Consider the following 22,937-nt stretch of genomic DNA (forward strand, 5'->3'; position numbering starts at 1 on the left):
GCCGTTCCGGAATCGGGGACAAAGCGGCAGACCGCAAAGGCGCTTTTCCCATGCTGCACATCGAGCCTGTCACCCTTTCCACCGACCTTTTGACCCTGCGTCCTTTGAGCCTCACCGATGTGCCCGCTCTGGGCATGGCCGCCGCTGACGGCGAACTCTGGGACAAGAAAACCACGACGGTGCCCCGGCCCGAGGGCTTCGACGCTTACGTGCAGAAGGCCCTCGAGCTTCAGGCGGCTGGTCTTGCCCTGCCATTCGCGACGGTGGTGAACGATGGCACCCGGCTTGTCGGCTCGACACGCTACATGAACATCGATGCGGCCAATCACCGGGTCGAGATCGGCACCACTTGGATCGCCCGGTCCTGGCAGCGGACCTTTGTCAACACGCACGCGAAGTTCCTCATGCTGCGGCATGCCTTCGAGGTTCTGGACTGTCTCGCGGTCGAGATCCGCACCCATGCCCGAAACGATCAGTCCCGCGCCGCCATCGAACGTCTCGGCGCCAGGCTCGACGGGATCCTGCGGCAGCACATGATCATGCCCGATGGGCATATCCGCGATACAGCGGTCTACAGTATTGTCCGGGACGAGTGGCCTGCGGTGAAGGCGGGCCTCGAAAGGAAGATGGCCTCGGCCTGACCGTCAGATGAAGCCGTGTTCCCGCAGCAGCCTGGTCGAGGCCGCTGCATTCCGATGGTGGATGAAGATGCCGCCTGCTCCTTCCCAGAGATGGCGATACTTCTCCCGGTCATCGACCAGCGCGTCGCCAGGATGGCAATGTTCGCGCTTCAGGGCGGCCGTGGTGGTGATCACCTTGGTTCCGGGAAAGAATCTCTCGGCCCAGCGTCGCTTCTGCGGCTCGGCCCAGTTCCCACGTGGTAAGCCGGTCAGGATCACCGGGTCGAGGTGACGGACCGCGTCGAACAGCTCCATGGCGTCGGGAAGAGGCTCAAGGGTGTTGAAGAAGTCCGGTGTTGCGGCAAGGCCCGACCAGAAGCGCTTCAGGCCGAACCGGCGTTCGTATTCGGCCGGAGGCATGCCGAACACCCGGGCGGCACCCTCGTCGAAATCGGCCAGCACGCCGTCACAGTCCAGGAACACCGTCGGCACGCGGCCAATCTCCCCATCTTTCCACCTCAAACCGCCTGTCACTACGCATTGTTCCCGCCTCGCGCCGGAGCTTGGCCGCCTGAGGAACGCCGCCCGGTGGATCACGTTGGTCTCCGACAGGGTCCACATTATGAGTTGAAGCATGAGCAGCAATGTTCGCGACAATGCCGACCGCCGTCGGTTCGAACTGGAGCAGAATGGACATATCGCGTTCGCCAATTACGAGCGGCGCGGGTCCGATCTCGTGATCCGCCATGTGGAGGCCGCCGTTCCGCTGCGGGGCACCGGTGCCGCCGGCGAACTCATGCGGGGGGTCGCCGAGATCGCCCGCTCCGAGGGACGGACGATCACGCCGCTCTGCGGTTACGCCTGGGCTTGGATCCGGCGGCACAAGGAATACGCCGACCTGCTGAATTGAGCCGGATCCTCCCTGTTCGGTGGGTGTGCCCATTCGCCGTACTGCGATCTGCGTCAAAATAGACTAAACAGCGGCACCTCCAAAAAACTTCCTATCGCGCTATGGGGGCGCCGCCTGTGACGAACGTGATCGAAAAAGCCAGAAGGGTTCTGGCGAATAAAAGCGTGGCCGTTTTTGCCGCTGTCCTGGCCCTGGTCATTGCGGCCGCCGTGTTCATCGGTCCCCGCCTGCTGGCTGAGCCGCCTGTCGAGATCTCCTATTCCGAGTTCACCCGGGACCTGGCTGCCAAGAAGGTCCAGAAGGTTCTGATCGAGAGCGGCGGGCTCTCCGTCTCGACGAGCGACAGGAATGTCTTTGTGCGCATGCCCAACGGCCTCGTGAGCGCCGATTATATCGAGCGGGTCACGGCTTCCGGCGCCGAGGTCGATTTCAAGAAGCCCGGCTTCGATGCGGCTCATCTGGCGAGCATCCTCGTGCCGCTGGTTCTCGTCGCGGCCGTGCTGGTGATGCTGGCGATCCAGACCGATTTCAAGCCGACTTCGCGCTGGCCCCGCGTGATCCGGAGCCTGCCCAATCGCTTCGACGACGTCGCGGGTCAGGAAGAGGCCAAGGCCGAATTGCAGGAGGTGATCGCATTCCTGCGCGATTCGGAGGCTTTCACGAAGGTGGGGGCCCGCATCCCCCGCGGTCTGCTGATGGTCGGTCCGCCCGGAACGGGCAAGACCCTGATTGCCAAGGCCCTGGCGGGCGAAGCCGGCGTGTCGTTCATGGCCGTCTCGGGCAGCGACTTCTCCGCACCCCTGATCGGCATTGCCAAGAGCCGCGTCGCCAAGCTGTTCGAGCAGGCGCGCAAGAAGGCCCCCTGCCTGATCTTCATCGACGAGATCGACGCCATCGGGCGCAAGCGCGGCGGCGGCGGATCAGCGGCCGACAGGGAATTCGAGTCGACCCTGAACCAGCTTCTGGTGGAGATGGACGGCTTCAACACCACGGCCGGCGTGATCGTCATCGGGGCGACGAACCGCGTCGACGTGCTCGACCCGGCGCTCCTGCGTCCCGGCCGCTTCGACCGTCAGGTCCATATCGGACTTCCCGATATCGGCGGCCGCGAGGCGATCCTCAACGTTCATGCCCGCAACGTGAAGCTCGCCGAGGGTGTGAGCCTCGCATCGATCGCCAAGGGCACCCCGGGCTTCTCAGGCGCCGACCTCGGCAACCTCCTCAACGAGGCGGCGATCTTCGCGGCCCGCGAGGGCGTCGAGGAGGTCACTCGGGATCACCTAGAAGCGGCTCGCAACAAGATCATCATGGGGCTTGAGCGCCGCTCCCTCGTGATCTCGGACGAGGAGCGCAGGCTGGTGGCCGTCCACGAGGCTGGCCACGCCCTCTGCGCCTGCCTGCTGCCGGCCTCCGACAAGGTTCACAGCGCCACCATCATCCCGCACGGCCAGGCGCTTGGGCTCGTGATGCGGCTGCCCGATCATGATCGATTCTGCATTCCGGTGGAGAAGCTCGAGGCGGATCTCATCGTCGCCATGGGCGGCCGCGCGGCCGAGGAGATCGTGTTCGGGGCCAAGAGAGTCACGACGGGAGCCGCCAGCGACATTGCTCACGCCACGAACATCGTGACCAAGATGGTCACCGAGTGGGGCATGAGCCCGGCGATCGGGATGGTCCGAGTCGCCCGCTCGGGAGATAGCCTTCCCCGCGAGGTCGAGCAGGAAATCCGCCGCATCATCGATGAGATGTACGCCGCCGCGAAGACCTGCATCGAGGACAACCGCGATGCGCTCGACGCCCTGACCCAGGCCCTTCTGGAGCACGAGACGATCGAAGGCGACGAGGTCCGTGAGATCGTCGCGAAGCTGGAGACGAGACTGGCCGCCTGACCAGGCGACCGTTCTCACCTGCCATTCATCCCGAGATGCGGGCGAGGTCCTGCTTCATCGCGCCGTCCTCCTGGAGGGGCGCATGGATCGTGCAGACGACCCCGGTCGGCGCGAAGGTGATGGCGACATCCCCGTGCAGCTCCTGGGCAAGGCTGCGCTCGATCAACCGGGTGCCGAACCCGCGTCGGCTCGGTTCGACGACGCGGGGGCCGTCCGTTTCCCTCCAGGTCAGCTCCAGCCTCGTCCCATCGGCCTGCTCCCGCAGCGACCAGGTGATCGCGACGCGTCCCGTCGAATCGGACAGGGCGCCGTATTTGACCGCGTTGGTGCCGAGTTCCTGGAGCGCCATGGCGACCGCGAGGGCGATCCGGGGCGGCAGGCGCACGTCCCGCCCATGCAGATCGAACCGGCCGTGCCCATCGGCCTGAAACGGCGCGATGGCTTCCTGGACGACCTCGCGCAGGTAGGCTCCGTCCCAGTTCTCGCGGGTCAGTACGTCATGAGCACGGGAGAGGGCAAACAAGCGTCCCTCGACCGCATCGCGGGCTTCGCTCGCGGTCTCCGCGTTGCGCAGGCTCTGCGACGCGATGGACTGCACGGTCGCCAGGGTATTCTTCACGCGATGATTGAGTTCGTTGATGAGAAGTTGCTGGTGCTCCTCGGCCCGCTTCATCTCCGTGACGTCGAGCGCGACGCCCAAGGTCCTCGCCGGTAGACCGTCCTTGAAGTCCTGCATCTCGGCCCGGAGCAGCAGCCAGTGCAGGGAGCCGTCGGGCCAGGTGATCCGAAGCTCCGTTTCCATATGTCTGTCCCCACGGGCCATGGCCTCCCGGGCGATGGCTCGAAGGCGTTCCCGTTCGCCCGGGCAGTAGTGCGCTCTGAGCTCCTCGGTCGTCAGGACGGCGTCCGACGGAAGGCCGAAGAGTCGCTTGAGCTCCGGTGACGCTGTCACCGAATCCGTTGCGGTTTCCACCTCCCAGACGGCCATTCGCCCCGCGTCGATGGCGAGGCGCAGACGAGCCTCGCTTTCGGCCAGAGCCGCCTGTGAGCGCTTCATCTCGGAGAGGTCGGCGGCCAGCACATAAAAGCCGATGACCCGGCCATCTTCGTCAAAGTCGGGGATGTAGTCGGACTTGACGTAGCGCATGCCCGTGCGAAAGGGCGCCCACCACTCGTGACCCGTCCGCTCCCCGGCGAGGGCTGCCTCGATATAGGGCCTCGTCCGCTCATAAGCCGGGGTTCCTACGGCTTCCCACAGGTGGAGGCCATACAGGCTCTCCGGCGTGCGCCCGATCCAGATCTCGTACGCCCGGTTGTTGAAGCGGTAGCGCTGATCGGCGTCGACATAGGCCACCAGGGCGGGAAGATGATCGGCGATCTGCCGGAGCTTCTGCTCGCTGACATGAGGCGGCCATTCGGTGCTCTCGGTGGAGCGGCCATGTGCCGAATCAGAGCGGGCGCCGACCGACGACCTGCTGGTCTGCAGCTGCGCCCGCAACTCGCGGTTCTCGCGCTCCAGTTCCGCCAGCCTGTGCAGCAGAGCGTCCCGGTCCATGGGCTCGACTGTTATCATCTACTGTTCTTGGCCCATTTTTCGCATGAACCCCATGCTACTCATGGTCTAGGTCGGAAGATAGAAAGACAACGGGAAAAAACCCGGGGCTTCGGGGATCGTTCCCCGAAACGCGTCCTGGATGCAGCGCCGATTATTGAATATGGTGCCCGCCCATAAGGGGGCTCCCACATGAAACATATCATTCGCGTCGCCGCCGTCGTCGGTCTTGGGCTGCTCGCCACGGCCTGCGACAAGTGCGGCAACTGGAATATGAACACGCCGCAGTTCTGTCACGCCGACAAGCCGCAGTCCTGACCTGCCGACTGATCCTGATCGGGAAAGATCCTTGAAGCTCGTTCTCTTCGATGTCGACGGCACGCTGGTCGACAGCCAGGACATCATCGTCGCGGCGCAGCGCATGGCGTTCGCGGCCCATGGGCTGGAGCCGCCGAGCCGGGAACGCTCACTCTCCATCGTAGGGCTGTCCCTCGCGGAGGCGTTTACGGTTCTGGTCGGATCCAAGGGGCCTGTCGATGGGCTCGTCGCGGCCTACAAGGACGCTTTTCTCACCCTGCGCCAAGATCCGGCAAATGCGGAGCCGATCTTCCCCGGCGTCGACCATTGCCTTGAATGGCTCCGACGTCGGGGCGACGTGCTGCTCGGGATAGCCACCGGAAAATCCCGGCGTGGCGTTGCTCATCTGCTCACCCGCCAGGGATGGCAAGACGTCTTCTCGGTGATCCAGACCGCCGACGATGCCCCCTCCAAGCCTCATCCGGGCATGATCCTGCAGGCGACGCGGGAGGTTGGGGCCGAGCCCCACGACACGGTCATGGTCGGTGATTCCAGCTTCGACATGGCCATGGCTCGTGCGGCGGGCGTCCTGCCGGTGGGCGTATCCTGGGGATTTCAGACCGTGGCCGCTCTGACCGAGGCGGGAGCGGGACCCATCGTCCATTCCTTTCAGGAACTCGAGACGGCTCTGCAGGAATTCCTGGACGCTCCCTCGCCGATTTCCGCCTGAACCCCATCTTATGCCCATGACAGATCCACGCGACTGGTTCCCGTCGGAAGAGGAACCCAACCCCATGCGGGCTGCCCAGGCCGGCATGAAGCCCACCCTGCCGAAGCGCTTCTACAAGGAGGCCGGCGTCGAGGAGCGGGACGGCCTGTTCCATCTGACCCTCGACGGGCGTACGGCCAAGACGCCGAGCAAGCAGGCCCTGGCCGTGCCGACCCGCGAGCTGGCCGAAGCAATCGCCGCGGAATGGCAGGGGCAGGGGGACGAGATCGATCCCTCCACCATGCCCATTACCCGCATCGTCAATTCCGCGATCGACGGGGTAGCGCCCCGGCACACCGAGGTCGTGGAGGATCTCGTGCGCTATGCCGGGTCGGACCTGGTCTATTACCGCGCCGGCGAGCCCGAACGTCTTGCCAATGCGCAGGACGAGGCCTGGAGCCCGGTTCTCGACTGGGCCCGGGACGCCCACGGCGCCCGTTTCACCTTGGGCGAGGGCGTCATGCATGTGGCTCAGCCGGACGAGGCTGTCACGGCGATTCGTGGCGCTGTCGAGCAGATCCGGTCGCCGTTCGCGCTCGCCGCCCTGCATGTGATGACGACTCTCTCCGGGTCGGTGCTGATTGCTCTCGCCCACGCGGCGCGTCAGCTGGACCTTGATCAGGCCTGGGCCGCCGCGCATGTGGACGAGCTCTATCAGGAGAGCATCTGGGGCGAGGATTACGAGGCGATGGAACGCCGCCGGCGACGCGAGGCCGATTTCAGGGCCGCTTCCACGGTCTACCGGCTCGCGACGCCGTCATAGCGCATTCCGTGGAAAAGTGGATCCGGTTTTCGCTGACGCGGCCCTTCGGGTCCACGGTGAACGATGCGCCGGCCAAGAGAGGGAGCATCGGATCCGATCCCAAAAGTGGGTCCACGTTTGGGTCCGATGCTTGTCTTATGATTTTCGCGTCCTGATCGAGCAAGATGAGGACACCGCCAGCGGGTCGCGAGCTCGCTGGCGGTGGGAGGGGACGGGTCGTTCCGACGCAGACCGGAGCGGGTCGAGCTAGAGTCAGACCGCCCCTCTCTTTTCCTCGTGGCCTGAACGGATACCCGGGCGTGATGGCCCGCATGACAAGCCAAGGACGCGGAAAAGATGGATCATCCTATACCACAGACCGCCGGCATCGACATTGCCAAAGATCAGCTCGATGTCTGTCTCTGCCCCGACGGGGCCACGCGCCACTTCCCCAACGACGCCAAAGGCCATCGCGCCCTCATCGCTTGGCTGGCCGCGTACGCCATTCAGCGCGTGGTCTTCGAGCCGACCGGCGCCTATCACCGCGGGCTGGAGCGCAGTCTTGCCAGTGCCGGCCTGCCGCTGGCGAAGATCAATCCCCGCCACGCCCGCCGCTTCGCGGAAGCCCTGGGACAGCTCGCCAAAACCGATCGGCTCGATGCGGCCCTGCTGGCGCGTTTTGGAGCCCTGCTCGAGCCTCCCACCCGGCCCGTGCTCAGTCCCACTCTGGATGCCATGAAGGAGCTGGTGGTGGCGCGGCAGGCGCTGATCAAGGACCGCACGGCCGCTCTCAACCGGCAGAAGGTGGTCCGCTCTCCCTTGTTGCGACGTCAGCTCGACCAGCGGCTGCGCCAGATAGTCCGCCACTTGGCTGCGGTCGACGCCCAACTTCTCAGCCTGTGTCAGGCGGATGCGGATCTCGCCCCGCGTCTGGCCATCCTCATGAGCATTCCCGGCATTGCTCAAGCCACGGCCGTGAGCCTGCTCGTCGAGATGCCTGAACTCGGCAGCCTCGATCAGAGCCAGGTGGCCAGCCTCGCCGGCTTGGCTCCGGTGGCGCGCGACAGCGGAACCTCGCGCGGTCGCCGCACGATCCGGGGCGGCCGCGCCCATCTGCGTCAGGCGCTGTACATGCCAGCGCTGGTGGCGGCCCGCTTCAATCCGGATCTGAAGGCCAAGTACCAGGCCCTGCTCGCGGCGGGCAAGCCGGCCAAGGTCGCCCTGACGGCCATCATGCGCAAGCTCATCATCCTGGCCAATGCGCTCTTGCGAGATCAGCGAAACTGGTCCCCAAAACCCGCTTGATCAATACGGATACTCTAGCGCGCCGAATCTCCGGGGCAATCCTGTGAAATGGCGCCGGGCCCACGCCGATAGTGGGATTTTGACCTCCGCACGGCTGTGCTAAGCGGGAAGGAACTTTCCCCCGGCATCCAGGGATTTGCGATGAAAGACATGCTTGAACGGCTTGAGGAGCGGCGTGCACAGGCTCGCCTGGGCGGCGGCGCAAAGCGCATCGAGGCGCAGCACGGCCGGGGCAAGCTGACCGCCCGCGAGCGCATCGAGCTGTTGCTCGACAAGGGCTCTTTCGAGGAGTTCGACATGTTCGTCGAGCATCGCTCCACGGATTTCGGCATGGAGAACGTGAAGATCCCGGGCGACGGCGTCGTGACCGGCTGGGGAACCGTGAACGGCCGTACCATCTTTGTCTTCGCCAAGGATTTCACCGTCTTCGGTGGGTCTCTCTCGGAGGCCCATGCCCAGAAGATCATCAAAATTCAGGATATGGCGCTCAAGATGCGCGCGCCCATCGTGGGCCTGTTCGATGCGGGCGGCGCCCGCATCCAGGAAGGCGTGGCGGCCCTCGGCGGCTACGGCGAGGTGTTCAAGCGCAACGTGATCGCCTCGGGGGTCATTCCCCAGATCTCGGTCATCATGGGGCCCTGCGCGGGCGGTGACGTTTATTCGCCCGCCATGACCGACTTCATTTTCATGGTGCGCGACCGCTCCTACATGTTCGTCACGGGCCCCGACGTGGTGAAGACCGTCACCAACGAGACCGTGACCTCGGAGGAGCTCGGCGGCGCCAAGGTGCACACCACCAAGTCGTCGGTGGCGGACGGCGCCTACGACAACGACGTCGAGGCGCTGCTGCAGGTGCGCCGCCTCATCGATTTCCTGCCTGCCAACAACCAGGACGGCGTGCCGGAGATTCCGAGCTTCGACGACCCGAACCGCACCGATGACAGCCTCGACACCCTGATCCCGGACAACCCGAACAAGCCCTATGACATGAAGGAGCTGATCCTGAAGGTCGTGGACGAGGGCGACTTCTTCGAGATCCAGGAATCCTTCGCCCGGAACATCATCACGGGTTTCGGGCGCGTCGAGGGGCGCACCGTGGGCTTCGTGGCCAACCAGCCGATGGTGCTGGCGGGGGTGCTCGACTCGGATGCCTCGCGCAAGGCCGCGCGCTTCGTGCGCTTCTGCGATGCCTTCAACATCCCAATCGTCACCTTCGAGGACGTGCCGGGCTTTCTGCCCGGCACCGCACAGGAATACGGCGGCCTCATCAAGCACGGCGCCAAGCTGCTCTTCGCCTATTCGGAGGCCACCGTGCCGCTCGTCACCGTCATCACGCGAAAAGCCTTCGGCGGCGCCTACGACGTGATGGCGTCGAAGCATATCGGCGGCGACATCAACTACGCTTGGCCGACGGCGCAGATCGCCGTGATGGGAGCCAAGGGCGCGGTGGAGATCATCTTCCGCCAGGATCTCGGCGACCAGGACAAGATCGCGGCCCGCACCAAGGAATACGAGGACCGCTTCATGTCGCCCTTCGTGGCGGCCGAGCGGGGCTACATCGACGAGGTGATCATGCCCCATTCCACGCGGCGCCGGATCGCCCGAGCGCTGGCGATGCTCCGCCACAAGGAGAGCGAGCGCCCCTGGAAGAAGCACGACAATATTCCGTTGTAATGGCAGGTGAGGGCCACGACGGCCCTCACGATACTTCAGGCGACATCTATCCCACATCTCACATGCCCGCAGCGCCTGATCCATGTCACGCGCGATGCTCTGTCACGCTTGTCTCGCCAAGCTTGATTTGAGATACCGCCTCGAGGGCCGAATCCGTCTCGAAAAATTGATGTCGATCATCGGATCCCGCTGCCGTTGCCCGGCATTCTGACGTTATCCGAAAAACCACGAGGGTTGGGAATGCACGCCTTGAGAGGCCGCAACACGGTGATCGATTTCTGGCGTGGGCTCGTCCTCGTCATCATTTTCGTCAATCATGTTCCGGGCAATATTCTCGAGCATCTGACCCCCCGCAACTACGGCTTCTCCGACGCCGCGGAGGCGTTCGTCTTCATTTCCGGCTTGTCGGTTGCCCTCGTGTATTATCCGAAGCTGGCACAGAGCGGCATTATTGGTGTCGTCAGGCGGTGTGTCCGACGATCGTTCGAGCTCTATCGCATGCACCTCGTCATGACCGGTGTGGCCGTGGCGTTGTTCTCCGTCGGGTATGTGCTCAGCGACGATGTCGGCATGCTCGAGGCTCACGGCCGCGGCGCCGTGTTCGACGATACGGCGCGCGGTATCACGGGCGTGCTCCTTCTCGGCCATCAGTTAGGCTACTTCAACATCCTTCCCCTCTACATCGCCCTCATGCTCTGGGCGCCGGTGGTCATGGTCCTGATGCGGATGAACATCGTCCTGGCCGCCGCCGTGTCGATCGGATTCTACGCGCTCGCACGTGCCGATATCCTCGCCATCCCGAGTTGGCCCGAGCCGGGGAGATGGTTCTTCAATCCTTTTGCCTGGCAGCTCCTGTTCACCATGGGGATCGTCACGGGTGCCTGGCTGTCGGAGCAGGGCGTACCCTATTGGCGCCCGGCCTTCCTGGGCGCCGTCGCGTTCCTGGCCGCTTCGCTGATCACCATGACGAACGCGTTCGGACTGGCTCCGAACCTGCTCTGGAGCGCCTTTGTCAATATCGACATCATCAAGAGCGATCTTGGTCTCGGCCGCCTGGTCCACTTCCTGGCCCTGGCCTATGTGGTGACGCAACTTCGCTTCGGCGAGGCGCTGCAGGACACGGCCTTCGGCGTCGAGATGAGGCGTCTCGGGCGCAACGCCCTACCGGTTTTCGCCGTCGGGTCCATCCTGAGCGCCCTCGGAGAGGTCACGATGACGCTTGCGGCGGTGAAGTCGTCCGCTAGTCCGCACGTCGTCGGCATGGTATTCACCGTGTTCGGCATCCTCGGACTCCTCCTGCTGGCACGATATCTCGAATGGAAAAAGAAGGGCTCGCCCGTTCCCAGACAGGAGCGGACCGGAGAAGCCGGCCTCCTCCCGGCCGCGTCCGGACGGCTGCCGCAGTAGCGTCGTTTCTCCTCGCCGGCTGGGGCGCTCCCGCCCTGGCGGAGGATCCCGGGTGCCACGCTCACCAGCCGATCGTCTCCATCAGGACCGGGGTTGCCCGTCTCGCCGCCAGGCTCCGGCACCATGATCCCGTCCGGATCCTGGCGATCGGGTCCTCCTCCACCCAGGGGATCGGGGCGTCCTCGCCGGCATTTTCGTATCCGGCTCAGCTCGAGGCGGATCTCGGCCGAATCTGGAATCACTCCGTCCATGTGGAAAATGCCGGGAAGGCAGGCGAGACGATTTCCGAGACCGTCGGACGTCTCGAAGCGGCTCTCGGGTCGACCGAGCCTGATCTCGTCATCTGGCAGGTTGGGACCAACGATGCGGTCAACGGAGGCGACGAGGTCCAATTCTCGGCCCTGCTGAAGCGGGGAATCGACGCCGCGCGGGCGCTCGGCGTCGATGTGCTTCTCGTCGACCAGCAATATTATCCTGCGATCACCGATCTCGTCCGCTACGAGCGCTTCGTGAACCTCGTCGGCACGACGGCCTCGGCCGAGCAGGTGTCTGTGTTCTCGCGCTACAAGCTAATGAAAACCTGGAGTGAGCAGGCGCCGGAGGTTCTCGTCTCGATGCTGTCTGGAGACGGCTTCCACCTGGGCGACCGCGGCTATGACTGCATGGCGCAGCTCATCGCTGGCAGTCTTCAGGCCCTGGCGGCGCCTGCGAGCGCCTCGTCGGGCTCTACTGTAGCGGCAGCCGTGCGTCCATAGGGCAGGGTCGCCCAGGCCCATTGCGCTGGTCTTTCGATCTCGGATAAGGCATGCCCTCGAACATCCCCGGGTCCCCTCCGGGCGCTTTCGGCGAGGCCCATTGAGACATGTTCCTGAAGACGTCATGCGACCGCTCCTGGGTCTCCACCGCCATTCAGATCATCGAGGCGGATTTCAACCGCTCGTCCGACACGCATCTCCTGCGGGTGCCGTTGCCGGCGGTTCCGGGCGTGGCGCTCTACCTCAAGGATGAATCGACCCATCCCTCGGGCAGCCTGAAGCACCGGCTGGCCCGGTCATTGTTCCTATACGGGTTGTGCAACGGCTGGATCGGGCCGGAGACCACCATCATCGAAGCGTCGAGCGGCTCGACCGCCGTGTCGGAGGCCTATTTCGCGCGCATGCTCGGTCTGCGCTTCATTGCCGTGATGCCGCGCTCCACGTCGGCGGAAAAGATCGCGCAGATCGCGTTCTACGGCGGCGAGAGCCATTTCGTGGACAGTCCCGCCGAGATGTATGCGGAGAGCGCGCGCCTCGCTGGTGAACTCGGCGGCCATTACATGGACCAGTTCACCTATGCCGAGCGGGCGACCGACTGGCGCGGCAACAACAACATCGCCGAATCCATCTTCAGCCAGATGTCGCATGAAGAGCACCCGATCCCGAGCTGGATCGTCGTTGGGGCGGGGACGGGCGGAACGTCGGCGACGCTTGGTCGCTACATCCGCTACCGCCGCCTGCCGACAAAGCTCTGTCTCGCGGATCCGGAGGCTTCCGTGTTCCATCGTCACCTCGCTGACCGGGCCGTGTGCAGCGTGTCGGAACCGCCCTCGGTGATCGAGGGTATCGGCCGCCCTCGGTGCGAGCCGTCCTTCGTGCCGGAGCTCATCGACCGCGCCTTCTCCGTGGCGGATGCAGCGAGCATTGCCGCCGCGCGGGTGCTGTCGCGCCGGATTGGCCGCTCCTGCGGCGGTTCGACCGGGACGAACCTGTGGGCGGTCGCGCAAGTGGTCGGCGAGATGGTGCGTCACGACCAGCAAGGTTCGGTCGTGACGCTGCTCTGCGATTCCGGCGAGCGCTACCGCAGCACGCATTTCGACGATGCCTGGCTCCGCGAGCGCGGAATCGACATCAAACCCGCCGAAGAGGCCATGGAGCGGTTCTTCGAGACGGGTGTTCTCGCACCGAACGGGTAGAACAGGCTGTCCCGACCCCAAGAAGGTCAGTTAGGCGCCGGCCTATCTCGTCATGGCCGGGCTTGTTCCGGCCATCCCGGTACGGGAAAGCACAGCGTCTGGGGTGCTCGGGATCACCGGCACAAGGCCGGTGATGACGAACATGGGACGCCCAAGAGCCTCAGCGGCTCCGCTCGGCGAACCACTTCACCAGCAGCTGCAGATCGGTCTGCGACAGGTTGTGGCCCGTAGGCAGGACCTGATGCTCAACGTCGGCGCCAGCCTCCGACAGCGCAGCGGCGAGCCGCTTCGCATTGTCGGCCGGGATGATCGGATCCATGGCGCCTGAGGTCATCAGCACGCGCTTGCCGGACAGGTCCGCCTTCGGCGCCTCGGACAGGGGCACCATGGCCCGCAGCAATGCGGCGCCGGACAGGGCCTCGGGACGCAGCATCAGCATGGCGGCGGCGATGTTCGCCCCGTTGGAGAAGCCCACGGCCACGGGCGCCTCGAGCCCATAGGCCTTGCGGGCCTCGGCCACGAAATCAGCGAGCTCGTTCGCGCGGAACTTCACGTCCTCCTCGTCGAACACGCCTTCCGCAAGGCGGCGGAAGAAGCGCGGCATCCCGTTCTCCAGGATCTTGCCGCGCGGGGACAGCAGGGCCGATCCCGGCGAGATCATGCGGCCGAGACCCAGGAGGTCGTTTTCGTCGCCGCCCGTGCCGTGGAGCAGGAGCAGCGGCGGACGGTTCGGGTCCGTTGCCGGCTCATAGCGGTGGATGAAGGACAGCTCGGTCATGGTATCATTCCATCAAACGCGTGGTGCGTTCTCCTGCCGTCGCAGGGACGGGCAGGGGGGTGAGTCGTCAATGAAGGAAGCGCGCTTCATGCCGTCCGCCATCACCGGCTTTGCGCCGGTGATCTCGATCGGAAGAGCTTGGCGCTTCACAGGATCGTCATGGCCGGGACAAGCCCGGCCATGACTGAGGATGGTCCCCTTCAGACCAGTTCAGGCAGGTGGGACTCGATCTCGGCACGCCGAGGCTCCAGGAAGGCCGGGAGCTTCAGCGTGGCGCCGAGACTGTCCTGAGGCTCGTCCACGGCGAAGCCGGGTTCGTCCGTAGCGATCTCGAACAGGATCCCACCCGGCTCGCGGAAGTAGACGGACCGGAAGTAGTTGCGGTCCTTCTGCTCCGTTGTCTGCAGGCCGTGGTTCTCGGCGAGCTTCCTCACCATCTCGGCTTCCTCGGCATCGTCCCGGGCGCGGAACGCCACGTGGTGGACGGAGCCGCCACCCGACCGGCCCGGAAGGAAGCCGCCGGCGCTGCGGATGTCGACCGTGCTGCCCATCAGGGCATCGGTCTTGTAGCGGACGAGGGAGCCGTCACGGGCCGTCTCGCGGAAACCGAACACATCGGTCAGGATCGCGCCGGTGCGATCGCCGTTCTCCACGAGGAGCGTGACGCCGTCGAGGCCCCGGATGGCATGCTCCGCCGGAATGCCGTCGACCGCCCAGGCGGGCTCCGCCTCCGCGTTCGGAGCGCCGACCAGCGCGAGGCTCGTGCCGTGCGGATCCTTGAAGGTCAGCACGCTCTGACCGAAGCGCTTCTCCACGGTGCCATGCTCGACGCCCTGCTCGATGAAGCGATGCGCCCAGAAGCCCAGGGACGATTCGGGCACCCGGAACGACGTCTCCTGTGTCGACCCGATTCCGTTCCGCCCCGGTGCGACATGCTCCCACGGGAAGAACGTCAGGATCGAGCCCGGCTGCCCGAGGCTGTCGCCGAAGTAGAGATGGTAAGTTCCCGGATCGTCGAAGTTGACGGTCTTCTTGACGAGGCGCAGGCCGACCACGCGGGTGTAGAAATCGAGGTTGCGACGGGCCGGGCCGGCAATGGCCGTGACGTGATGGATACCGTGGTGCCGCATGGGACTGTTCCTTAACGGGCAAGCGCGGATTTGCGCTGCGTTGACGAGAACATAGGTACCATCGAGAGCCGCTAAAGTGTGGAAAGGGTGACCTTGCGGGATTGCAAAGCTCGTCCGTCCGTTGCCGACAAACCCACGCAGTTCCTTGAGAATTTCGCGCAGCAAGATTCCGGCAACCAAAGTCACTCAACAACGCTTAACCTCAACGGCGATTCAGCGTGTCGTATTAACGGTTTCAGCCGCCCATCCGTGTGAGAGTCCGTATCGGACAAGCGATCAACCGGCTTACAGCCGAAGAAAAGCCGGCGGGAGTCAGACGGATGATGAAGGATCAACTTCGCGATTTCATCGACAGGATCTCCGAATCCAGGCAGGTCTCGGACGAGGACGTGACGATGCTTCAGGGCGAGATCCTGGAGGGCAGCATTCGCAGCCGACTCGAAGTCGAATCCCTGCTGGCGCTGGATCGCATCGTCGATGCCGCGGAGAGCTGGGGTCCGACACTGACCAAGCTCGTGGTCGATTTCGTCGTTTGGAACCGGGCGCCCCAAGGCGTGGTCAGCAACGACGATGCCTTCTGGCTCGCCACCCTGCTGGAGGTTAGCGGCCCCTCGCCGAACGCCATGAACATCGCCTACGGCATCCTCGACGAGGCGGGCTATGTCGATGTGGCGCTGCTCGATTTCATCATGCGCGGACGCCAGCAGGCGAGGCTCTCCCAGATCGCCGCCTGAGGGCAGCGTCCTATCTAACGCTAAATGCTGAATCGGCCCCGCTTCCCCAAGGCACGGATGTGCAGTAACGGAGGTGGGGCCAAGTTTTGGTTGGGTGGAGCGTTCGAGGGTTCATGTTCGACAAGATCCTGATTGCGAACCGGGGCGAAATTGCCTGCCGGGTCATCAAGACAGCCCGGCGCATGGGCATCAAGACCGTGGCCGTCTATTCGGATGCCGACCGCGACGCGCTTCACGTGGACATGGCCGACGAGGCCGTCCACATCGGACCCGCCGCAGCGGCCGAGTCCTATCTCGTGATCGAGAAGATCATCGAAGCCTGCAAGGCGACCGGCGCCCAAGCGGTCCATCCGGGCTACGGCTTCCTGTCCGAACGCGAGGCCTTCCCGAGAGCCCTGGCCGAGGCCGGCATCGTGTTCATCGGCCCGAATCCCGGCGCCATCGCGGCGATGGGCGACAAGATCGAGTCGAAGAAGGCGGCGGCGGCCGCGAAGGTCTCCACCGTGCCGGGCTATCTCGGGGTGATCGAGGGCCCGGAGCAGGCGGTCAAGATCGCCGACGAGATCGGCTATCCAGTCATGATCAAGGCCTCGGCGGGGGGCGGCGGCAAGGGCATGCGCATCGCCAACTCGGCCGGCGAGGTCGCCGAGGGCTTCGCTCGCGCCAAGTCGGAGGCGGCGTCCTCGTTCGGCGACGACCGGGTCTTCATCGAGAAGTTCATCACGGATCCACGCCACATTGAAATTCAGGTGCTGGGCGACAAGCACGGCAACGTGATCTATCTCGGCGAGCGTGAGTGCTCGATCCAGCGCCGCAACCAGAAGGTCATCGAGGAGGCGCCGTCGCCGCTCCTCGACGAGGCTACCCGCCGCCTGATGGGCGAGCAGGCGGTCGCCCTGGCCAAGGCGGTAGGTTACGATTCCGCCGGCACGGTCGAGTTCGTGGCCGGCCAGGACAAGTCGTTCTACTTCCTCGAGATGAACACCCGCCTTCAGGTGGAGCATCCGGTGACGGAGTTGATCACCGGGATCGACCTCGTGGAGGAGATGATCCGCGTCGCCGCGGGCGAACGCCTCAGCCTGACGCAGGCGGACGTGAAGCTGAACGGCTGGGCGGTGGAAAGCCGCATCTACGCGGAAGACCCGGTGCGCAACTTCCTGCCCTCGACCGGTCGCCTCGTCACCTATCGTCCGCCGCGCGAGGGCGAGCAGGGCGGCGTGACGGTTCGCAACGATACGGGGGTCTACGAGGGCGGCGAGATCTCGATCTACTACGATCCGATGATCGCCAAATTGGTGACTCACGCCCCGACCCGCCTCCAGGCCATCGAGGCTCAGGCGAGTGCGCTTGATGCTTTCGCCATCGAAGGCATCCGCCACAATATCCCGTTCCTGTCGGCCCTGATGCAGCATCCGCGCTGGCAATCGGGTCAGCTTTCCACCGGCTTCATCGCCGAGGAGTTCCCGCAGGGGTTCAAGGCGCCGGCCCCGGAGGGCGAGGTTGCCCTGCGCATGGCGGCCGTGGGCGCCGCCATCGACCATCTGCTCAACGAGCGCAAGCGACACATCTCCGGTCAGATGCGGCAGGCCGCGAGCGTGCAGTTCGATCGCGAGCGCGTCGTGCTCCTGGGCAAGGAGCGGCATGAAGCCGTCATCGAGGACATCGAGGGCGGCTTCGCGGTCGTCATCGATGGCCAGGCCTGGCCGATCGTGTCGGGCTGGGTGCCCGGTCAGCCCGTTTGGAACGGGACGGTGGGTGGAGAGCCCGTCGCCTTCCAGGTGCGGCCGATCCTCAACGGGGTCGTGCTGGCCCATGCGGGCACCTCGGCCGAGGTGCGGGTCTACACGAAACGCGAGGCCGAGCTGGCGGCCCTGATGCCGGAGCGGCTGGAGGCCGATACGGGCAAGCTCCTGCTCTGCCCGATGCCGGGCCTCGTGAAGGCGATCAGCGTGAGTCAGGGCCAAGAGGTCAAGGCCGGCGAGCCCCTCTGCATCGTGGAGGCCATGAAGATGGAGAATGTCCTGCGTGCGGAGCGCGACGGCACGATCTCGAAGGTCCATGCCAAGGAGGGCGACAGCCTGGCGGTCGACGCGGTGATCATGGAATTCGCATAAGGCGGACACATTGGGACGTTAGCCTGCCGGCGAACTCCGTACTCGGCCCGTCAAGGCAGGGCTTGTCCCGGCCCTCCGGACGGCGCGGCCGGTAACGAAGGAAGCGTTCAAGCTCATGCCCCTCTACTTCGCCTATGGTTCCAACATGGATCAGGCCGCCATGCTCCAGCGCTGCCCGGCCTCGAAGCCGGTCGGCGTCGCGCGGCTCATGCGGCACCGCTTCATCGTCTTCGATGAGGGCTACGCCACCGTGGTGCGCGATCCGCAGCGGGCGGTCTGGGGCATGGTCTGGGACTTGGCCCTGGCCGACGTACCCGCCCTCGACCGCTACGAGAGCCTGTCGACGGGCCTTTACACCAAAGTCGTCCAGCCGGTCGTGACGGAGCAGGGGCCGCGCCGGGCGATCGTCTATATCGGACGGAGCACCAAGCCGGGGACGCCCCTCCCGGGCTACATGGAGGGGGTGGTGGAGGCGGCTCGACATGCCGGGCTGCCCGAGGACTACATCCGGAGCCTGAGCATCTGGCTTCCGAAGTCCCAGGCTGCCGCACCCGCGCAGCCGCAACCCAAGGTCCGACCCCTCTGGAATGCACCATCGGGCACGATTCCCAAGCCTCGCTGATGCGGCCCATGCCTGAGAGCCGGCCGCTTTCGGTCACGCCCCCGGCGTCCAGGGGGCTCAGACCAGACAAAATCCAGTTCGAGATGGATCCGCAGAATGCGGTTCGTATTATCCAGACGCTGAACGAGGATCACGGCGGGTGACACACCTTGCCCGCCCTGCGCACCGCTGAGGGACGATGACCGAGAGCCGAACGTCGCATGTTTTGATCCATGGGCACGTCCAGGGCGTGAGCTTCCGCGCATGGACGCAACACCAGGCGGAGCTCCATGGGCTGAAGGGCTGGGTGCGCAACCGGCGCGACGGCACGGTCGAGGCCGTGTTCTCAGGGCCGGACAATCTCGTCGAGGTGATGCTGAAGGCGTGCCGGGAGGGGCCCGCGGGGTCGCGCGTCGAGAAGGTCGAGATCCTGGACCCTGACGACCTCGCGTTCGACGTGTCCGGGCGCTTCGAAATTCGAGGGACGGTTTAACGCTTCGACGGCTCGCCGGTCTCGACAGGGCCGCCTGCCTGCTTCCAGGCCGTGAAACCGCCCTCCACGTGGGCAACCGGCTTCAGGCCCATGTCCTGCGCGGTGGCAGCCGAGAGCGCCGAGCGCCACCCGGCTGCGCAGAAGAACACGAAGGTCTTGTCCTGGCCGAAGACCGGCTTGTGGTAGGGGCTTTCCGGATCGATCCAGAATTCGAGCATGCCGCGCGGGCAATGCACGGCCCCGGGCACGCGGCCCTCCCGCTCGAGCTCCCGGGGGTCGCGCAGATCCACGAAGACCACGTCCTCGCGGCCGTGCAGAGGCAAGGCTTCGGCGATGGACAGCGTCCGGATCTTTGCATTGGCTTCGCCGAGCAATGTCTTGTAGCCGCGCGTGATGGTCTGAGGCATGTAGCGTCGCTCCCCATTGAGGCTTTCCACAAACTGGGCAAGATGGCGGCGGAGTCAATCGGAGGAACGGGTGCTGGGTTTCACCAATCTCGATTACGGGGCGCTGGCTTTCTTCCTGATTGCCTGGATCGGCTACCACGCCGCGCTCGAGCTCACGCCGGCCGGGCAGAAAAGCCTGAACAAGCTTATGAACCAGTACCGCTATCGCTGGATGGAGCAGATGGTGGTGCGGGAGAACCGGATCGTCGACACCACGATCATGGCGTCCCTGATGAACGGGACGGCGTTCTTCGCCTCGACGTCACTCATTGCCATCGGCGGCGTTCTGGCCCTGCTGCGCTCGGCGGATTCCGTTCTGCCGCTTTTTGCCGACCTCCCGTTCGGAGAGCCTCCGACACGGCTGGCCTGGGACGTGAAGGTAATCGGGCTCGCGGTGATCTTCGTCTATGCCTTCTTCAAGTTCGCCTGGTCTTACCGGCTCTTCAACTACATGGCGATCATCGTCGGGGCGGTGCCCGTCCTGAAGGAGAACAGCCGTGACGAGGCCCTGGTCGTCGCCCGTCAGGCTGCTGCGATGAACGCGGTGGCCGGCAAGCATTTCAACCGCGGACAGCGGGCCTTCTTCTTCTCGCTTGCCTATCTCGGCTGGTTCGTGAGCGCCTATCTCTTCATCGGGGCCACGGCCGGCGTCCTGCTCGTCATGTGGCGGCGCCAGTTCCTGTCGGATGCCCACCACGCAGCCTTGAGGTCCACAGATGTCTAAGCACGCAACGCCCGAGGAAATCGAGGCCGCCCTGCTGGCGCTGCTCGAGGAGCGCGGCCCCGGCAAAACCATCGGTCCAGGCGACGTGGCTCAGGCCATCGGGGGAAACCAGCCGGACGGATGGGGCCCCCTGATGCAGCCCGTGCGGAAGGTGGCGGTGCGCCTGATGAAGGAAGGCCGGATCATCATTCTGCGAAAAGGGCGTCCGGTCGATCCGGATGATTTTCGCGGGACCTATCGGCTGGCGCGGCCGGCCGGTCCGGAATCCTGAGCTCCAGGGAACAGCCGCGACGTGCGCCCGGTCGCGTAGTAGCCGATCAATCCGGCCCATTCCTTCGTGCCCAGATCGAGCCGTCGCAGGCCTTCCGAGATGAAGCCGAAGGGGCGGTGATTGTTGCCCCCGCCGCCGGTGCGGAAGTCGACCGGGTAGGGCGTGACCGGGAAGTCGACCTTTTCGAACACGCCGACGGCCCGCGGCATGTGCCAGGCGGATGTCACGAGAAGCCAGCGCTCGCCCTCCTGCGGCTTCGCCAGGTCACGCGAGAAGAGCGCGTTCTCCGAGGTCGTGCGCGAGCGGTCCTCCACCATGATGCGGGTCGGGTCGATGCCGATGCTCTTCAGATAGGCCGCGATGATGGGAGCCTCGGCCGCGCCGTCGCCGAAGACCGTGCCGCCGCCCCCGGAGATCAGGATCCGGGCGCTCGGGTAGCGGTGGGCGAGTTGGATCGTGTCGAGGACACGCTCCGCCGATTCGTTCGACACGATCATCCCGCGAGAGGCCGAATCCGCCGCCTCGACGGATCCGCCGAGCAGGATGATTCCATCCACGCGTCTCCCGTCGTCCCGGAAGGTGGGAAACCGCTCCTCGAGCGGCAGCAGGACGTAATTGGCGATGGGGAGAAGCCCCAGGGCGATGGTCGCAAGGGTAGCGATCAGGCTCAGGCCGATGCCGATGGAGCGCAGTCGCCTGACGAGGGCGAGGATCAGCCCCAGCAGGATGACGCTGATCAGGAGATTGGACGGCGTGGCGAAGAACCACGTGACCTTTGAAAGGTAGTAGAACACGCGCGGGTCCTCATTCCTGGCGATTTGCGCTTGGAACACCTTCCCACGTCGTCACCGGCCTTGTGCCGGTGACCCCGATGGTGTGAAGCGCCGCACCTTTCCGATCCGGATGGCCGGGACGAGCCGGGCCATGACGTGGCGCCGTTGTCGACTTAGAGCCCGCGGCGACCCGTTGGGCCCGTCGACTTAAGACTTGTTCAGCTCGGCCTCGTAGCGCGCCTTGGTTTCGGCGTTCGGCGGATACAGGCCGGGGAGGGGAACGCCTTTCTCGACTTCGCGCATGACCCAGAGCTCATAATGCTCCTGGGCGACGGCCGCCTTGGCGACCTCTTCCACCATGGCGGCCGGGATCACCACGACGCCGTCCCGGTCGGCGACGATCACGTCATCCGGGAAGATCGCGACTCCGCCGCAGCCGATGGGCTCCTGCCAGCCCACGAAGGTCAGGCCGGCGACCGACGGCGGGGCGGCGACGCCCGCGCACCAGACCGGCAGATTCGTCCCCTCGACGCCGACCGCATCGCGCACCACCCCGTCCGTGATGAGGGCGGCGACGCCGCGCTTCTTCATGCGGGCGGTCAGGATGTCGCCGAAGATGCCCGCATCGGTGACGCCCATGGAATCGACCACCGCAATGCAGCCCTCCGGCATGTCCTCGATGGCGGCCCGGGTGGAGCGCGGGGAGGCCCAGGATTCCGGCGTCGCCAGATCCTCGCGGGCAGGCACGAATCGCAGGGTGAAGGCACGGCCGACCATCTTTTCCGTGGCGTTGAAGGCCGGCATCGGTCCATTCATCCAGCAGCGGCGGACACCCTTTTTCAGCAGCACGGTGGTGATCGTGGCGGTGGACGCGGCCCGCAGGGCATCGGCGATGGTCTTGTCGAGGGTCATGGCTGTTTCCTGACGTTGAGATACGCTTTCATAGCGGGCCCGGATCCGGCACGCTACCGCGGCGGAGCCCCGTCGGGCGCAATCCCGTCGTGCGTCAATCGCGGTCCGGGGCTCCGAGCGGAAAGAACCCGCGATAGGGCCGGGCCTCGTCCACAGCGCGGGCGAAGGAGGGGCGGGCGAGGAGCCTCCTGCGATAATCGAGGACGTGTGGGAACGCCTCGCCGACAGGATGGGCCCAGTCGGCATAGAAAAGAGACGGAGCCGCCGCACAATCGGCAAGGCTGAAGGCGCCGCCGGCGGCCCATTCACGCCCGGCGAGTCTCTCGTCGAACCAGCCATAGGCCCGGTCGAGCATCGCCCGGGCCTCCTTGACCCCGTAAGGATCCCGGTCCGTCTCCGGCCGGATTTGGTTGAACACGATCTTCTGCATCGGGGTTGCGACGTAGTTGTCGAAGAAGCGATCCATTAGCCGCACGTCGAGAGCCTCCCGCGGATCGTCCGGGATCAGCCGCACCGGTCCAGGGTGATGGAGGCCGAGATGCTCGATGATGATCGTGGCTTCCATGACGGTCCGGCCGGCGTCCACGAGCACGGGGAAGCGCTTGATCGGCCAGAGCGCCGCCAGTTCGGCGTCGGCCTGCTCGTCGCCCAACGTCCGGTATTCGAACGGTGTGCCGTTCTCATAAAGCGCGATCAGGACCTTCTGGCAGTAGGCCGAGAACGGATGGGCATACAGCGTCAGGGTCATCGGGCCTCGCGGTGATCCATGAATGCCTCACTGTAGCTGGTTCGGCCTGAATGAAAATCACCACCCGAGCGTCACGCCCGGGTGCTCGGGAGCAGCC

25 protein-coding genes and 1 pseudogene are annotated in these 22,937 nt (G+C 65.3%); 18 read left to right on the plus strand and 8 right to left on the minus strand.

Going from position 1 to position 22,937, the window contains the following annotated elements; all coding sequences use genetic code 11:
• Window positions 1–50: 50 nt before the first annotated feature.
• A complete protein-coding gene (locus HPT29_RS09390; protein ID WP_173945680.1) occupies window positions 51–641 on the plus strand; it encodes a GNAT family N-acetyltransferase in 591 nt (196 codons plus the stop codon).
• A 3-nt stretch (window positions 642–644) separates the two neighbouring features.
• On the opposite strand, the gene HPT29_RS09395 is transcribed toward HPT29_RS09390, so the two are convergent.
• A complete protein-coding gene (locus HPT29_RS09395; protein ID WP_173945679.1) occupies window positions 645–1,112 on the minus strand; it encodes a 5' nucleotidase, NT5C type in 468 nt (155 codons plus the stop codon).
• Window positions 1,113–1,254: 142 nt separating this feature from the next.
• On the opposite strand from HPT29_RS09395, the gene HPT29_RS09400 reads away from it, so the two are divergent.
• On the plus strand, window positions 1,255–1,530 hold the full coding sequence (locus tag HPT29_RS09400; RefSeq protein ID WP_173945678.1) for a GNAT family N-acetyltransferase: 276 nt from the start codon (window positions 1,255–1,257) through the stop codon (window positions 1,528–1,530).
• A 164-nt stretch (window positions 1,531–1,694) separates the two neighbouring features.
• Window positions 1,695–3,419: an ATP-dependent zinc metalloprotease FtsH gene (gene ftsH, locus HPT29_RS09405; protein WP_173945677.1), complete on the plus strand. Its 1,725-nt coding sequence runs from the start codon at window positions 1,695–1,697 to the stop codon at window positions 3,417–3,419.
• Window positions 3,420–3,444: 25 nt separating this feature from the next.
• On the opposite strand, the gene HPT29_RS09410 is transcribed toward ftsH, so the two are convergent.
• On the minus strand, window positions 3,445–4,992 hold the full coding sequence (locus HPT29_RS09410) for a sensor histidine kinase (protein WP_173945676.1): 1,548 nt from the start codon (window positions 4,990–4,992) through the stop codon (window positions 3,445–3,447).
• 171 nt (window positions 4,993–5,163) lie between these two features.
• On the opposite strand from HPT29_RS09410, the gene HPT29_RS09415 reads away from it, so the two are divergent.
• The 8 genes from HPT29_RS09415 to HPT29_RS09450 all read left to right on the plus strand — a co-directional run bounded on the left by HPT29_RS09415 (window position 5,164) and on the right by HPT29_RS09450 (window position 13,116).
• Complete coding sequence (locus tag HPT29_RS09415; protein ID WP_256439450.1) at window positions 5,164–5,289, plus strand: hypothetical protein; 126 nt, start codon at window positions 5,164–5,166, stop codon at window positions 5,287–5,289.
• Between the two features lie 31 nt (window positions 5,290–5,320).
• On the plus strand, window positions 5,321–5,998 hold the full coding sequence (locus tag HPT29_RS09420; RefSeq protein ID WP_173945675.1) for an HAD-IA family hydrolase: 678 nt from the start codon (window positions 5,321–5,323) through the stop codon (window positions 5,996–5,998).
• Between the two features lie 10 nt (window positions 5,999–6,008).
• Entirely contained in the window at window positions 6,009–6,800 is a 792-nt protein-coding gene (locus HPT29_RS09425; protein WP_432807284.1) for an ATP12 family chaperone protein, read from the plus strand.
• A 336-nt stretch (window positions 6,801–7,136) separates the two neighbouring features.
• Window positions 7,137–8,084, plus strand: coding sequence for an IS110 family RNA-guided transposase (locus HPT29_RS09430; RefSeq protein ID WP_173944981.1), 948 nt, complete (start codon window positions 7,137–7,139; stop codon window positions 8,082–8,084).
• Window positions 8,085–8,225: 141 nt separating this feature from the next.
• Window positions 8,226–9,758, plus strand: coding sequence for an acyl-CoA carboxylase subunit beta (locus HPT29_RS09435; RefSeq protein WP_173947513.1), 1,533 nt, complete (start codon window positions 8,226–8,228; stop codon window positions 9,756–9,758).
• 240 nt (window positions 9,759–9,998) lie between these two features.
• A complete protein-coding gene (locus tag HPT29_RS09440) occupies window positions 9,999–11,165 on the plus strand; it encodes an OpgC family protein (protein WP_173947512.1) in 1,167 nt (388 codons plus the stop codon).
• Window positions 11,075–11,920, plus strand: coding sequence for an SGNH/GDSL hydrolase family protein (locus HPT29_RS09445; RefSeq protein ID WP_173947511.1), 846 nt, complete (start codon window positions 11,075–11,077; stop codon window positions 11,918–11,920). Before HPT29_RS09440 ends, HPT29_RS09445 begins: the two co-directional genes overlap by 91 nt.
• Before the next feature lie 107 nt (window positions 11,921–12,027).
• Window positions 12,028–13,116, plus strand: a complete 1,089-nt coding sequence (locus HPT29_RS09450) for a PLP-dependent cysteine synthase family protein (protein WP_173947510.1) — start codon at window positions 12,028–12,030, stop codon at window positions 13,114–13,116.
• Between the two features lie 160 nt (window positions 13,117–13,276).
• Here the strand turns inward: HPT29_RS09450 and HPT29_RS09455 are convergent, their stop codons facing one another.
• Together HPT29_RS09455 and HPT29_RS09460 are read right to left on the minus strand one after the other, a co-directional pair.
• Window positions 13,277–13,894: an alpha/beta hydrolase gene (locus HPT29_RS09455; RefSeq protein ID WP_173947509.1), complete on the minus strand. Its 618-nt coding sequence runs from the start codon at window positions 13,892–13,894 to the stop codon at window positions 13,277–13,279.
• A gap of 200 nt (window positions 13,895–14,094) precedes the next feature.
• Window positions 14,095–15,024, minus strand: coding sequence for a ring-cleaving dioxygenase (locus HPT29_RS09460; RefSeq protein ID WP_173947508.1), 930 nt, complete (start codon window positions 15,022–15,024; stop codon window positions 14,095–14,097).
• Between the two features lie 320 nt (window positions 15,025–15,344).
• Here HPT29_RS09460 and HPT29_RS09465 point away from each other — a divergent pair, with 320 nt between their 5' ends.
• From HPT29_RS09465 to HPT29_RS09480, 5 genes and pseudogenes are all read left to right on the plus strand, one after another.
• Window positions 15,345–15,758 (plus strand): hypothetical protein, encoded by a 414-nt coding sequence (locus tag HPT29_RS09465; protein WP_173947507.1) that lies wholly within the window; start codon window positions 15,345–15,347, stop codon window positions 15,756–15,758.
• 113 nt (window positions 15,759–15,871) lie between these two features.
• Window positions 15,872–17,338, plus strand: a pseudogene (locus HPT29_RS09470) (acetyl-CoA carboxylase biotin carboxylase subunit); the annotation flags it as partial.
• The gene (locus tag HPT29_RS28810; RefSeq protein ID WP_432807299.1) at window positions 17,324–17,872 is read left to right on the plus strand and encodes a biotin/lipoyl-containing protein; all 549 of its coding nucleotides are present in this window, start codon (window positions 17,324–17,326) and stop codon (window positions 17,870–17,872) included. The pseudogene HPT29_RS09470 and the gene HPT29_RS28810, both read left to right, overlap by 15 nt.
• Window positions 17,873–17,987: 115 nt before the next feature.
• A complete protein-coding gene (locus HPT29_RS09475; protein ID WP_173947505.1) occupies window positions 17,988–18,494 on the plus strand; it encodes a gamma-glutamylcyclotransferase family protein in 507 nt (168 codons plus the stop codon).
• A gap of 178 nt (window positions 18,495–18,672) precedes the next feature.
• Window positions 18,673–18,966 carry an acylphosphatase gene (locus tag HPT29_RS09480; protein ID WP_173947504.1) on the plus strand — a complete coding sequence of 98 codons (294 nt, stop codon included), beginning with the start codon at window positions 18,673–18,675 and terminating at the stop codon, window positions 18,964–18,966.
• Here HPT29_RS09480 and HPT29_RS09485 read toward each other — a convergent pair.
• A complete protein-coding gene (locus HPT29_RS09485; protein WP_173947503.1) occupies window positions 18,963–19,373 on the minus strand; it encodes a rhodanese-like domain-containing protein in 411 nt (136 codons plus the stop codon). The genes HPT29_RS09480 and HPT29_RS09485 overlap by 4 nt on opposite strands.
• Before the next feature lie 70 nt (window positions 19,374–19,443).
• On the opposite strand from HPT29_RS09485, the gene HPT29_RS09490 reads away from it, so the two are divergent.
• Together HPT29_RS09490 and HPT29_RS09495 are read left to right on the plus strand one after the other, a co-directional pair.
• On the plus strand, window positions 19,444–20,136 hold the full coding sequence (locus HPT29_RS09490; protein WP_173947502.1) for a DUF599 domain-containing protein: 693 nt from the start codon (window positions 19,444–19,446) through the stop codon (window positions 20,134–20,136).
• Window positions 20,129–20,407 (plus strand): DUF3253 domain-containing protein, encoded by a 279-nt coding sequence (locus HPT29_RS09495; protein WP_173947501.1) that lies wholly within the window; start codon window positions 20,129–20,131, stop codon window positions 20,405–20,407. Before HPT29_RS09490 ends, HPT29_RS09495 begins: the two co-directional genes overlap by 8 nt.
• On the opposite strand, the gene HPT29_RS09500 is transcribed toward HPT29_RS09495, so the two are convergent.
• The 3 genes from HPT29_RS09500 to HPT29_RS09510 all read right to left on the minus strand — a co-directional run bounded on the left by HPT29_RS09500 (window position 20,371) and on the right by HPT29_RS09510 (window position 22,840).
• Window positions 20,371–21,240 carry a YdcF family protein gene (locus tag HPT29_RS09500; protein ID WP_259060527.1) on the minus strand — a complete coding sequence of 290 codons (870 nt, stop codon included), beginning with the start codon at window positions 21,238–21,240 and terminating at the stop codon, window positions 20,371–20,373. The two genes, HPT29_RS09495 and HPT29_RS09500, sit on opposite strands and share 37 nt — an antisense overlap.
• Window positions 21,241–21,387: 147 nt before the next feature.
• Complete coding sequence (locus tag HPT29_RS09505; RefSeq protein WP_173947499.1) at window positions 21,388–22,092, minus strand: ribonuclease activity regulator RraA; 705 nt, start codon at window positions 22,090–22,092, stop codon at window positions 21,388–21,390.
• Window positions 22,093–22,186: 94 nt separating this feature from the next.
• Window positions 22,187–22,840: a glutathione S-transferase family protein gene (locus HPT29_RS09510; protein WP_173947498.1), complete on the minus strand. Its 654-nt coding sequence runs from the start codon at window positions 22,838–22,840 to the stop codon at window positions 22,187–22,189.
• Window positions 22,841–22,937 lie beyond the last annotated feature (97 nt).

The organism is Microvirga terrae (genome assembly GCF_013307435.2).
Lineage (GTDB): Bacteria > Pseudomonadota > Alphaproteobacteria > Rhizobiales > Beijerinckiaceae > Microvirga > Microvirga terrae.